This is a genomic window from Rheinheimera sp., from assembly GCF_037442345.1.
Classification (GTDB): domain Bacteria; phylum Pseudomonadota; class Gammaproteobacteria; order Enterobacterales; family Alteromonadaceae; genus Pararheinheimera.
In genome coordinates, this window is sequence record NZ_JBBIQL010000010.1 from 35,262 (window position 1) to 48,015 (window position 12,754).

A 12,754-nucleotide genomic window follows, 5' to 3' on the forward strand; every position below is an offset into this window, starting at 1 on the left:
AGCCTTACAGCGACATGCGCATAATGTCATCCACACCGTTCATCACTTTGTTACGGATCTGCAGCAACATAGAGAAACTTAAATCCGCCTTCTGGCTGGCGACCATAGCCCCCACCACATCGTCAGAGCGGCCGGCATCCACGGCCGCCATCATCTCCGACGACAAATTCTGCTGGGCATTAATGGAACGCATCACAGCGCTGAAATCGCTGCTGATGCCACTGTCGGCCTGAGCCGGCTGAATACGGTCATTGCGGGCGATTTGCTCCAGCTGACCAAACTGACTGAGTAATTCCTGCTGAGACTGAATTGGACTGACCATCTGTCTGCTCCTCTGACTTAAGCTATTGCGTCTGTGTCTACACCATGCTCACGCATAGCCGCCAATTTGTACCGCAGGGCTCTGGTGCTGACGCCCAAAGCTGCTGCAGCCCGGGTACGATGACCATTAAACTGGTTCAGTACCCCTAACACGTAATCGAATTCTGCTGTGCGTTTACTGTGCTTCAGTTGCTCGGCGGATACCGGCAATTCAGCGGCAGGCACCACCTGCTCCGGCAAACTTAAGTCCACCGGCTGCAGCTCAATACCACGCGCCATCACCAGCGCCCGCTGCATCACGTTTTCCAGCTCACGCACATTGCCCGGCCAGGAATACGCCAGCAGTTGTTGCCGCGCCGCCGGGCTTAACAGGTACTTGCCATCACCGTATTTCTGCATAAAAAACTCGGCCATCGGCAAAATGTCGTCGCGGCGTTCCCGTAAGGCGGGCCAGCGCAGTGGCAATACATCGAGCCGGTAAAATAAGTCCTGACGGAACTGGCCCTGCTCAGCCAAAGCCCGTAAGTCTTTGTTGCTGGCGGCAATCACCCGCACATTGAGTTTAATTTTCTGGTTGCTGCCCAGACGTTCCAGTTCACGCTCCTGCAGCACCCGCAGCAGCTTGGCCTGTAAAGGCAGTGGCAGTTCAGAGATTTCATCCAACAACAAGGTACCGCCATTGGCGGCTTCAAACTTACCTATCTGATTCTGCGTTGCCCCGGTAAAGGCGCCTTTGTTGTAACCAAACAACATGGCTTCGAGCATATTTTCCGGAATAGCCGCACAGTTCACCGCGATATAAGGCTGGTCACGGCGGGCAGACACCTGGTGAATGTACTGGGCCAGTCGCTCTTTGCCTGTGCCTGACTCACCGTTGAGCAGCACTGTGGCGTCGGTTTGGGCGGCTCTGTTGGCCAGTTGCAGCACCTGACGGCTGCCCACCGACACAGCCACCATATCCTTTAAACCACGACCCACCGAAGCAGCGTGACGGATGGTGTTTTGCAGTTGCACTGCACTGAAAGGTTTGAGCAGATAGTCGATCGCCCCCTGGGTCAGGCACTCAGCGGCAAAGGCATGCTGGTCGCGCTCCACCAGCACAATGATCTGACAACTGTCAAAATGCCGTTTCAGCAGGCGCATCAGCTCAACAGTACGCACATCCGGCAATTCCGACGCTAACACCACAATGTCCGGCCGCAGCGTGCTGCAGGCATTGAGTACGGAGGTTAAATCTCTGGCTGTCGTCACCTGCAGGCCTTCGGCTCTGGCACAGTTCAGTTGCTCATCTGCAGGTACAGAGGCATCGATCCACAATAAATTTTTCATACCACCTCTTCTCTCAACCTGCACTGCGGATCAACCGCAGCACCACTCTGTTATTGGATTGGTTCCGTGCCAGCGGGTATCGGTTGCCATGGGCCCGGATCTCCAGCTGCTTTTTCGGCACGCCCCATTCAATAAAACGGGCAGCCACTTCGTCGGCACGTTCTTCCGACGCCAGACGGTTGGCCAAAGACGAACCGGCATCATCGCTGTGACCATCGATCAGCACTTTGCGGATGGCTTTGTCTTCTTTGATATAGCGGGCCAGTAATTGCAGATGGGCCAGGCCAGCCGCCGTTGGCTGACGTTCACCGGCCAGATAATGAAGTTGATAATCGCGGGCTTGTTCCCAGCTCAGAGGTAATAACGATGTGGTGCAGCGCTGAAACTCCGTCAGGGCCGCAGCGGATTTCAGGTTAGGCACCTTCAGACTGAGTTCCTGGCCGGGTAAGTCCAGCCATAACTCCAGCCAATAGCCCTGCTGCAGTTGTTGCAGAACCACCGGCACCTGCTCCACAAAGCGGGCATGGGCCTGAGTGACCTCTGTGGCTGCCAGTTGCAACGCAGGCGCATACTGGCCTGGCTGCCAGTCCGCCGGGACCAGGCGGCCCTGAACGTCCTGCAACTGCAGATGCGTGGAGTTCATATCCAGCCACAATTCCAGCGCTTTCGCTGGTTCCTGACGAAAACTTAAAGTCGCCATAGAGCCCAGCTGCTGCTGCATGCGGCATTGAAACTGATTGCCTGAAACCTGCCATTCAGACTGATCCATGGCCGGCACCACCACAGTAGAGGCTGTGCTGCCCATGATCGAACTGAATGCCAGACTAATTAACGTGCTGTTCACCCGAATAATCCTTTTAACCAACCCGTTTGGGCCAAAGCCCGGTACCCGATTAAAAGGCAAACAGCAAAAGACAGGCGGAGCCAGACTGTCAGACAGACCTGCCCCGTCCCCAAACACAGATGCCACTTTGCCTTGCCTGACGGCAACACAGAGGGGACACCTGCAGGGTGACCGCTTGCTAATGCAACCCCGCTATCTTAGGCTATTGCCCTTAGACCGGAGGCTTTGCGTCCTGACCTTTCGACCAGTTTGCCTTTTAATTTCTAAGCTTTTTACGCTTGCGGCCCAGATTTACACTGAACCTTTGCTTAACATAAATAAATTCCGCAAAAAAAAACAGGCCATAAGTTTTATTTTTGTAAATTCAATCAGTTAAATGACTAAAATTTACCCAAACCACCTGCTTACTATTCATAAATGACACTAAAAAACACATAAATTCAATGTCATAAACACTAAATACCATACTAACATGACGTTTAGTTGAAACAGATTCGACCAAGGCGAAAACTGGTTAAATTTGCGACAGAAACCGTGATCGGCTCGACGAGCGCAGATCCTGCTATTGCAAAGTCATTTATCCGTTACCCCAGGGTTCCAATCACATTGACCCGCACCTGATCCGGCACTTCGTTGTAAGAGAGCACCACCAGATTCCCCTGAGTAAAACTCAGCGCATACCGGGCCAGCAGTGGCCTTAACTGAGGCAGCACCACCAATACAGGGTGATAACCCAGGCGCTGCATTTGCTCACGGATTTGTGGCATCAGGCGCTGGAACTGACTGAGCAGATTCGGTGCCACCGGGAACGAATCCAGGCTGACTTTGCCGGCCTGCATCGCCTGATTCAGCGCGCTTTGTAAGGTCTGCTCCAGCTTGTCATCCAGGCTGTAGACTGCCAGCTCTTCCCGCTCCCCCAGGACCTGCTGCACCAGCATGGCCTTGAGCGCACACCGCACATCCGACACCAACAAAATCGGGTCTTTAGTCACCTCAGCGCTGTCAACCAGCGCCGTAGCAATGGTGACCACATCGGCCAGACTGACCTGCTCTTTGAGCAACAGGCGCAGCACTTTTAACTGCAGGTTGGGCAACAAGGCTTTTTCCAGCGCTTCGGCCAGTGTGGGCGCCACCTGCGCCAGCCGTTTATGAAACTGCTTCACGTCTTCAAAAATAAACAGCTCAGCCAGTTGCTCCTTCACCACTTTGCCAACATGGGTTGCCACTACTGTGGCCGCATCCACCACCGAATAGCCCAGGTTCAATGCTTTGGATTTCTGCTCAGCGTCAATCCAGACCGCTTCCAGACCATAAGCAGGATCGGTGGTCACCTCGCCATCCATCTGGCCGTAGATATCCCCCGTATTCAGTGCCAGCAGTTTATTGGCCTGCAAGCGGCCAGAACCAACCATCACACCACCGAGCCTAATGCGGTACTCCTGCGGATTCAGTTTCAGACTGTCGCGCACCCGCACTTCCGGTAACAAAAATCCACACAGTTCCGACAGGGTTTTGCGCACCCCACGTAAACTTTGCAATAAGGGTTCTCCCTGGGTTTTGTCAGCCAGATACACCAACCGGAAACCCAGTTCCACCGACAAACGATCGGTATGCGGAATATCGTCCCAGCTCAGGCTGACCGCTTCCTGACTGATCTTTTCGGTCAGCGCTTCGACTTCGGTGTAACTGCGGCCCTGCTGCTGTTGTTGCAAGCGCCAGGCGGCGAAAAACAAAGGCGCGGCAAAGGTCAGGAAAGCTGCGGTTGGCATACCGGGCACTATGCCCAGCACCGTCATAATAAAACCGGCGGTCAGCAACACCCGGGGCGAGGCCAGCAACTGCCGGCCCACTTCGTCCGACATTTCGCCTTCGTCATTCATCCGGGTCACAATAATGGCAGCAGCCACCGACATCAGCAGTGACGGAATTTGCGCCACCAGACCATCACCTATGGTCAACAGCGCAAACCGCTGGAAGGATTCACCCAGCCCCAGGCCGTGCATAAAGACACCAATGGCCACCCCGCCCAGCAGGTTGATCACCAGAATAATCAGACCGGCAATAGCGTCCCCACGGACAAACTTGGCCGCACCGTCCATCGAACCGTAAAAATCGGCTTCGCTGGCAATCTGGGCCCGCCGCTCTTTGGCCTGCTCCGGGCCTATCAAACCTGCGTTCAGGTCGGCATCAATGGCCATTTGTTTACCCGGCATGGCGTCCAGGGTAAAACGGGCCGACACTTCGGAGATCCGCTCGCCACCTTTGGTAATGACCACAAAGTTAATGATCATCAGAATAACGAACACCACCATACCGACCACATAATTGCCGCCAATCACCACTTCGCCAAAGGCCTGCACCACCCGGCCAGCCACATCTGTGCCTTCATGACCGTGTAATAACACCACCCGGGTGGAGGCCACGTTCAATGTCAGCCGCATCAGGGTCGCCACCAGCAGCACAGTGGGAAATACCGAAAAATCCAATGGCTTTTTGGTCGAGACCGCCACCAGCAACACAATAATGGCCAGTACGATGTTGAAGGTAAACAGCACATCGAGCAGCCAGGCGGGCAGCGGCAGCACCACCATGGCCAGGATGGCCAGCAGCAGCACCGGAATTGCGGTATAGGGTTGAGTTAACATTCGCCAGTTCACAATGGACATCCTCACTCATTGGCCTTTTGCAGGCTGGACGGAATAAATAAATCGGGCAATGGGGCCGGCGCCTGACCCCGGCCTTGTTTAAAAGCTTTCAGTTGCATCACGTAATGCAGTACATAAGCCACCGCGGTATACAGCGCTTTGGGCACTTCCTGGTCGACCCGTGTCGAAAAATAGATGGCCCTGGCCAGCGGCGGCAGTTCCAGCACTTCCAGCTGATGTTGTTTGGCCAGCTCCCGGATACGCAGCGCCATTTCATCCACCCCTTTGGCCACCACATAAGGGGCTTTGGCTTTGCTTTCTGAGTACTTCAGCGCCACCGCAAAATGCGTTGGGTTGGTAATAATCACATCGGCGGTTGGCACCCGTTCACCCAAACGCCGGTTGGCCTGCTGGTACTGAATTTGCCGGATCCGGCCTTTGATTTCCGGGTTACCATCGGTGGACTTGCGCTCTTCCTTCAGTTCCTGCTTGGTCATTTTCAGCTCTTTGCTGACTTTAAACTGCTGGTAAGGCACATCGATGACCGCCACCAGGCAAAGTGCCAGCGCCAGCACCATCAGGCTGAAGGACAACAGCTCCAGCCCATCTTTGCTTGCCAGCACTAAATCCATCCGTTGCAGGTGCAGCAGTCTGTCGACCAGATGATTCAGCAAACCCCATAAACAGCCGCCTAATAAGCTGACCTTCAGAATGGATTTCACCAGTTCAATCCAGCTGTCCATCCCGAACATCCGGCCCAAACCTTTGATTGGGTTGAGCTTGTTAAATTTCGGTCCTAACAGCTCGGCTGAATAAATAAAACCACCGGGCAACACACCCGCTATCCAGCTGACCACAAACAAGGTCAGCAAAAATGGCAGGCTGGCAGCTAACATGCCAAGCAAAGCGGCGCCGATGCTGCTGGTCATCAGATCCGGCTGTTTCAGGCTGTTTTTATCCAGCCGCCAGCTCTGCTCCATCAACTGGGTAAACAACTCCATAAAACTGCCGGCAAACCACAATAAGGCAGCAGCACCAATCAACAGCGACATGGCCGTATTCAGCTCTTTGGAACGTGCCACCTGGCCCTGACGGCGGCCTTTTTTCAGCCGCTGCTCTGTGGGTTGTTCGGTTTTTTGCTGACTGCTTTGTTCGGCCATGCTTTACCTTAACGCCAGCAACAGGGTGCTGAGCACATGTTCAGCCATCACGGCAAAATACTGGCCCATCTGGTTCAGGGTCAGAAAGACACAGACAAAGCCCAGCAGCAGGGTCATGGGAAAGCCCAATACAAACAGATTCAGGCTGGGAGCCGAGCGGCTGGCTATACCAAAGGTCAGGTTCACCAGCAGCATGGCAATAATGGCGGGCAGCGCCACCAGCAGCGCCGAGGCAAACATCCAGCTGACCAACCCCAGCAAAGACTGAATATTCACCTGATACAGGCTGTCACCGACAGGCCAGAGGCTGAAGCTGTCGACCAGCACCTGCAGCGCCACCAGATGGCCATTCAGAGCCAGAAACAACAAGGCGGTCATGATCCAGAACAACTGGCTGAGCAGGGACACCTGGTCGCCACTGGCCGGATCCATCATCATTGCCATCGACAAGCCCATCTGCATGGAAATCACCAGACCCACCAGCGCCAGCACTTCAAACAACATACGCACTGCGGCAGCCATCAGCACCGCAAAAATCACCTGTTCCAGCGTCACCAGCACCCCGTCGATGGAAAAAGGGTCTATCGCTTTGACCTCAATAGCCGGGGCCAGCAAAAAGGCCAACGCCAGCGCCAGTAAGATCCGGCTGCGCGGTGTCACGGCCGGGTTATCAAACAGCGGCATGGCCCATAAAAAAGCAGCCAGGCGGACAAAGGGCCACCACAGCGAACCAAACCAGACCATCAGTTGGTCGATGGTTAAGTTCAGCAGCGGGCTCATCCCAACATCCCCGGGATCATCTGGCTCAGGTCGGCGAACCAGTCGATGAGTTTCTGCACCAGCCAGTTACCAGCAAACACCACCATCAGCAGGGTCAGCAACATACGCGGCAGGAAGGTCAGGGTTTGCTCCTGAATCGAGGTCGCTGCCTGGAAAATAGCCACCACAATGCCGAGTAACAGACCGGGCACGATCAACACCAGCAAAATTTCGATAATGCTGAAAATGGCTCTGCTGACCAGATCCGTTGCCATTTCCGGCGTCATGGTGCAGCTCCGAAACTGGCGGCCAGCGTGCCAGCGATCATGGACCAGCCATCGGCCAGCACAAAAATCATCAGCTTAAACGGCAGGCTGATAATCAGCGGTGACAACATCATCATACCCATCGACATCAGCACACTGGCCACCACCAGGTCGATAATCAAAAAGGGGATAAACAGCATAAAACCTATCTGGAAGGCAGTGGTCAGTTCGCTCAGCACAAAAGCAGGCAACAGCACATCAAAGCTCAGGTCCGCTGCGGCCATGGTGGTCGGCTCTTTGGCTATTTTCAGCACCTGCTGCAACTCGTTTTCACGAATTTGCGCCAGCATAAATTGCCGCACCGGCTGTTCAGCCCGGCCAATGGCCTGCTCCAGCGTCAATTGTTCTGCCTGGTACGGCTTAAAGGCGTTCTGATAAATATCCTGCCAGACCGGCTTCATAATCAGCAGGCTCAGCATCAGCGCTATGCCAATCAGAATGCGGTTGGGCGGGCTTTGCGCCAGACCCAGCGCCTGACGCAGAATGGCCAGCACAATGATGATGCGGGTAAAAGACGTCATCATCATCACAATACCGGGGATCAGGCTCAGCATGGTCATCAGCAGTAAAATCTGCAGTTTGACGCTGTAATCCTGGCCTGAGTTGGTGTCGGTGACCGACAACAAAGTCAGCTCCTGAGCGTTCAGGCCAAAACTGCCGGCCAGCAACAGCAGGAGCAGAAAAAACTTAGGCATCGGTTTTCTGCTCGCGACGGGTCGACACAAATTTCAGGCCGTATTTGCCGTTGACCATCACCACTTCGGCTTTGGCAAACAGTACGCCGTTGACTTTCACATCCAGCGGTTCACCGACGGCTTTGTCCAGCGGCAATACGTCCCCGGCTTCGGCGTCACTGAGTTCGCCTAACGTCACTTCGGTGCTGGCCACTTCCAGAGTCACGGTCAGTGGTACGTCACGGAACATGGCCATGCCAGGCCCGCTTTTAACCGGGGCCTGTGCCTGATCGTCACCAAACAGCTCGCCCATATCCAGCATATCCATATCGTTCATTCCGGTATCCATAGCGCTTTGTACGTTGCTCATGATCCACTCTCTGCGTAATCTGAAATTTGAAACATCAAGGCACCGGCTTCTTCCGCTACCTTGCCGTGAAACAGCACCTGCTGTTCCAGCTGAAACTGCATGGAACTGAACAGCTCCACACTCAGCAATTCGCCCTGACACCAGGCCTGCAGCTGTTCAACCCGCACCTGCCGCCTGGCCATTTCCACCCGTCCCCGCACCGGAAGACGCCGCCAGTCCAGCAGCGCCACCGGGCCTGATGCGCCCTTGTGCTCTTCAGGTTCGTTCGCCCACAGCGCAACCGGCAGCCAGAGCAGCCAGCTGACGGCTTCGCCAGCCAGCACTAACCGCACTTTCAGCACCAGCCATTGAAATGGTTCGGGCCGGAACTGTTGTTTAAACAAATGCGCCGACAGCGGCAAATGCTGGTTAAACAACAACTGCATCAGTGCCTGCGCCTGCTTTTGCAGCAAACGGCAACAAATGCGGGTTTCCGACGCGGAAAACTCCACCTTTTCTTCAATCTGGTGGCGGGCTGTCAGTTGGCCCCCCAGACACAGATCCGCCATGTTGTGCACAGCCTGATGATCAATGGCCAGATAACAGCTGCTTTCCTGCTCCAGCGGCAGTTGCAATTCAGCCAGCAGCACAGACTGTTCCGACAGCCAGTTGTCCAGCCCGGTTGGGTTGCAGATATTCAGGTCCAGCTCAAAATCGACGTCTGTTAACATGCGGCCCAGTTCGGCCTGCAGTGCTTTGCCGGTATCAGTCAGCCGGCTGCGGGCCAGCTGACTGGCCTGCTCATACTGCCGCTGCTGCCGGGTCAGCGCATAAGGACTGACCTGCGCGGTGCCCGCTTTTTGCAGTTTTGACATAATTTTTTGCTTCTTCATCTGCCCACTCATGCAGTTGTGTTCTGTACCAGACGAACCGGCTGTTGTTGGATCACAAAAGCCCGCCGTCTTAATTTGCGTAATAACTTCAGTACCAGTTGGGGATCAGCGTTCACCCAGGCCAGACCGAGAAATTCCAGCTTGTCGTCCACCTGCTGGCGGTACTTCACGACAGCTTTCACCCGGGTGTTACGGTCATAACAGACCCAGAACTTACCCGGCACTTTGTCTTTTCGCGGCACCAGCACTCCGGCACCGCCACCACTCATATCTTTCACCACAGCGGAACCTATCTCACCGCCAAACCAGCCTGCACTTTTGAGCTTCACCGGCACCCCTTTGGTCTGGGTCACCAACGGCTGAGTCGGATCATAAAAGTACCAGCGGTAAAATTGCCGTCCCGGCTGTTGTCTGGGGTACGGCATCTCAGTTCTGATACCTTGTTCTTAAAACCGGCTGATTGGCATCTGCGCCTGCAGCCGCCTGCTCAACCGCATTGCCCGGTTTTTCACTGCTGAATAAATCCAGCAACTGTTGTTCGGCTTTTTTGGTCAGGATCAGAATCTCTATGCGGCGGTTTTCACTGGCCCCTGGCTGCGCCGGGTTCAGTAACACGGTTTCGGCAAATGCCGACACCTGAGCCACCCGCTGCACCGGCATGCCACCGGCCGCCAGTACCTGCCGCGCCTGCAAAGCCCGGTCACCGGACAATTCCCAGTTGCTGTACTGGCTGCTGTTAAAGGCCGTACCATCGGTATGGCCGGATAACAACAATTTGTTCTGGATCCGGGAAAACACCGGTGCCAGCTTCAGCAGCAAATCTTCAAAATAAGGGTTCATCTGCACCTGACCGCGCTGAAACATCTGGCGGTTCTCGCTGTCGCGTAAAATCACCCGCAAACCCGCAGGAATTTGCTCGACGACCAGGTTGGCTTCGGCCTGGTTCAGCTCGGCAAACTCTTTAAAGGCCATTGCCAGCAGGTTCAGATCCGGCGGCGATTCGTACTGGCCGCTGATCAGTGAATTCAGTTTTTCGCCCATACCGGCGGAAGGTTCACGTTTACCTTCCGGGATCTGCAGATGAGCCGACATACCCGCCACATAACTTTGTTGCGGTTCATGGGTAGACACCGCCATTTCAACCGGTGACGGGTTACCGCCCAGGTCCACCGGATAAGGGCTGTTCATCGCATCAAAGGGATGGCTGTTACCGCCCAGAATAGACTGAGTACGCATATAGGACGCCACATCTGTGCGTTCTTTGTAGGTGGAGACTTCCAAAATCCACAGCACCATAAAAAACGCCATCATCGCCAGGGTGAAATCAGCAAAAGCCACTTTCCAGGCACCGCTGCTTTTTTTGGCGGCAGCAGTGCGGGCCGCACGGCGCATTAAAACAGGAGTCTGTGCGTTCATCAGGCGGCCTTGTTGTTAATCCAGTCTTCCATCTCAGTGAAAGAAGGTTTGAGTTCAGCCGCTATCAGCTTGCGGCCAGAATCGGTCGCCACCACCGCCACATGGCCTTTGGTATGAGACACCAGCACAGCCCGCACACACTCCAGCAGCGCGATGTGTTTGCGTACATAAGCTTCCATGGCTGAACTCATCGGCTCCAGCAGGCAATAACAGCCGAAAATACCGATAAAGGTACCGACCAGCGCAGCCGCCACATGGTAACCAATGCTGGATAAGGGGCCGTCCAGGTGCTGCATGGTAATAATAATGCCCCCCACTGCAGCCAGAATGCCGAAGCCAGGCATGGCTTCTGCAATGGAGTGCGTGGCGGAAGCGGGCTTCAACTGCTGTTGTTCCAGCGTCTGAATTTCCTGCTCCAGCAGCATATCCAGGTCATAGGCATTAATTTTTCCCAACCCCATCAGCCGCACATTGTCACAAACAAACTGCAGCAGTTGCGGGTTATCCAGCACCGCCGGGTACGAGATAAAAATTGAGCTGGTCTGCGGGTTTTCCACATGGTCTTCCAGTTCACGAAAGCCTTTACTGCGGATGGTTTCCAGCAGCTGGTACAGCAGCACCAACAACTCTTTATACAGCTGCGCCTGATCCGGCTGGCGGACAAACTGGGCTTTCAGCTGGCGGCCTAACTCCTTCAGCACAGACCCACTGTTGCCCACAATCAAAGCGCCGAGGCCTGCGCCGAAAATAATCACAAATTCAGCCGGTTGCCATAACATGGCCACATTGCCGCCTGCCATCATAAAACCACCGACCACGGCCAGCAGCACCACACCTAAACCTATCAGTCGTTGCATCACATCAGTCCTGCGTTAATCCCACTGCGACAGTTTTTTTGTCAGTAAATCAATAGCCTGCTTATGCAGCTGGCAAACCCGGCTTTCGGTCAGGTCCAGCACCAGCGCAATTTCTTTCATATTCAGCTCATGGCTGTAGTACAGCTGTAACAACAAGCGGCTGCGCTCCGGCATGGTCGCCATGGCCTGCTGCAGTGACAGCTTCAGTTCCAGTGCCGACAACGAGGTTTCCCCCAGTTCAGCGTGTTGTTGCTGCTCGAGCAGCAGATCCAGACTTTCCATCGATTCGGCCTGGTTCAGATACAGCAGCTCAGCAACTTCCTGCGGGCTGAGCTGCAGATGCAAGGCCAGTTCTTCCTGGTTGGGCAAACGGCCCAGTTTGCGGGTCAGCTCACGGCTGGCATCGCGGAACTGATGGGCCTGCTGCCGCAACTGGCGTGGCCGCCAGTCAGCGCGGCGGAACTCATCCAGCATGGAGCCGCGCACCCGTTTGAAGGCATAAGATTCAAAAGCAGCATCCGGCGCCTTGCCATAACGGCGCAACGCCGACAGCAGCCCCATCAGGCCAATTTGCTGCAGGTCGTCGCTGTCTACCACAGCCCCTAATAAGGAGCGCAAATGGCCAGCGGCACGCTTTACCAGATAACTGTATTTCTGCAGCCACAGCCCTTCATTGGCCACCGCCAGTTCAGGCCCGGCAGCCAGTTGTGGTTCAGTCCAGAAATTTTCCGCCAGCATAATGCGGTCCTACTGAATAAAAATGTTAGTGATCAGCACCTTATCCAGCTGCTGTTCGTATTTGTTGTCCAGCAACGTCTGGTTAAAACGGGCCAGTAATTCAGACTGAACCTCCGCCACTTGCTGCATGGCCAGCTTCACTTCCAGGTGGCTTTGCCGGGCGAAATGTTCCACCAGCGCATTACGCAGCAGCGGTGTGGCTTCATTCAGCGCAGCAATGGTGTCGGCTTTGTGGCTGACCAGCGTCAGTTCCAACACCAGGTATCTGGACGTCGGGTCCCCGCTGACACTCATCACAAACTTTTCCATCGGATGAAACAGCGGCTTGACGCTGATTTCTTCGGTTTGGGTACTGCTCTGGTTCAACTGCAACCAGAAGTAACCGGCGGCTCCTGCTCCGGCTACAACCAACGCCAGCAAAACGACGATTGCTTTATTCATGT

The 12,754-nt window shown here is 54.9% G+C and carries 15 protein-coding genes and 1 riboswitch; all 15 genes read right to left on the reverse strand.

The annotated features are described in order from the left end of the window. Positions 1-4: 4 nt before the first annotated feature. On the reverse strand, positions 5-322 hold the full coding sequence (locus WKJ04_RS07470) for a flagellar hook-basal body complex protein FliE (RefSeq protein WP_337842375.1): 318 nt from the start codon (positions 320-322) through the stop codon (positions 5-7). A gap of 17 nt (positions 323-339) precedes the next feature. Further along, entirely contained in the window at positions 340-1,650 is a 1,311-nt protein-coding gene (locus WKJ04_RS07475) for a sigma-54 dependent transcriptional regulator (RefSeq protein WP_337879855.1), read from the reverse strand. 13 nt (positions 1,651-1,663) lie between these two features. After that, positions 1,664-2,494 carry an OmpA family protein gene (locus WKJ04_RS07480; protein WP_337879856.1) on the reverse strand — a complete coding sequence of 277 codons (831 nt, stop codon included), beginning with the start codon at positions 2,492-2,494 and terminating at the stop codon, positions 1,664-1,666. A gap of 179 nt (positions 2,495-2,673) precedes the next feature. After that, a riboswitch (cyclic di-GMP riboswitch) is annotated at positions 2,674-2,758 on the reverse strand. A gap of 320 nt (positions 2,759-3,078) precedes the next feature. Then, a complete protein-coding gene (gene flhA, locus WKJ04_RS07485; protein ID WP_337879857.1) occupies positions 3,079-5,160 on the reverse strand; it encodes a flagellar biosynthesis protein FlhA in 2,082 nt (693 codons plus the stop codon). A 2-nt stretch (positions 5,161-5,162) separates the two neighbouring features. Beyond that, a complete protein-coding gene (flhB, locus tag WKJ04_RS07490) occupies positions 5,163-6,299 on the reverse strand; it encodes a flagellar biosynthesis protein FlhB (protein WP_337879858.1) in 1,137 nt (378 codons plus the stop codon). Positions 6,300-6,302: 3 nt separating this feature from the next. Continuing rightward, positions 6,303-7,079 (reverse strand): flagellar biosynthetic protein FliR, encoded by a 777-nt coding sequence (fliR, locus tag WKJ04_RS07495; RefSeq protein ID WP_337879859.1) that lies wholly within the window; start codon positions 7,077-7,079, stop codon positions 6,303-6,305. Further along, positions 7,076-7,345: a flagellar biosynthetic protein FliQ gene (locus WKJ04_RS07500; protein ID WP_337879860.1), complete on the reverse strand. Its 270-nt coding sequence runs from the start codon at positions 7,343-7,345 to the stop codon at positions 7,076-7,078. Before WKJ04_RS07500 ends, fliR begins: the two co-directional genes overlap by 4 nt. Next, positions 7,342-8,079, reverse strand: coding sequence for a flagellar type III secretion system pore protein FliP (gene fliP, locus WKJ04_RS07505; RefSeq protein ID WP_337879861.1), 738 nt, complete (start codon positions 8,077-8,079; stop codon positions 7,342-7,344). Before fliP ends, WKJ04_RS07500 begins: the two co-directional genes overlap by 4 nt. Continuing rightward, positions 8,072-8,428, reverse strand: a complete 357-nt coding sequence (locus tag WKJ04_RS07510; protein ID WP_337842383.1) for a FliM/FliN family flagellar motor switch protein — start codon at positions 8,426-8,428, stop codon at positions 8,072-8,074. Before WKJ04_RS07510 ends, fliP begins: the two co-directional genes overlap by 8 nt. Then, positions 8,425-9,300, reverse strand: coding sequence for a hypothetical protein (locus WKJ04_RS07515; RefSeq protein WP_337879862.1), 876 nt, complete (start codon positions 9,298-9,300; stop codon positions 8,425-8,427). Before WKJ04_RS07515 ends, WKJ04_RS07510 begins: the two co-directional genes overlap by 4 nt. Positions 9,301-9,308: 8 nt before the next feature. Then, complete coding sequence (locus WKJ04_RS07520; RefSeq protein WP_337879863.1) at positions 9,309-9,725, reverse strand: hypothetical protein; 417 nt, start codon at positions 9,723-9,725, stop codon at positions 9,309-9,311. Between the two features lies 1 nt (position 9,726). Beyond that, entirely contained in the window at positions 9,727-10,716 is a 990-nt protein-coding gene (locus tag WKJ04_RS07525) for a flagellar motor protein MotB (protein ID WP_337879864.1), read from the reverse strand. Continuing rightward, positions 10,716-11,573, reverse strand: coding sequence for a flagellar motor stator protein MotA (motA, locus tag WKJ04_RS07530; RefSeq protein ID WP_337879865.1), 858 nt, complete (start codon positions 11,571-11,573; stop codon positions 10,716-10,718). The genes WKJ04_RS07525 and motA overlap by 1 nt, the downstream gene beginning before the upstream one ends. Positions 11,574-11,588: 15 nt before the next feature. Beyond that, entirely contained in the window at positions 11,589-12,311 is a 723-nt protein-coding gene (locus tag WKJ04_RS07535) for a FliA/WhiG family RNA polymerase sigma factor (RefSeq protein ID WP_337842388.1), read from the reverse strand. A 9-nt stretch (positions 12,312-12,320) separates the two neighbouring features. Then, positions 12,321-12,752, reverse strand: coding sequence for a flagellar basal body-associated FliL family protein (locus WKJ04_RS07540; RefSeq protein WP_337879866.1), 432 nt, complete (start codon positions 12,750-12,752; stop codon positions 12,321-12,323). Positions 12,753-12,754: the final 2 nt, after the last annotated feature.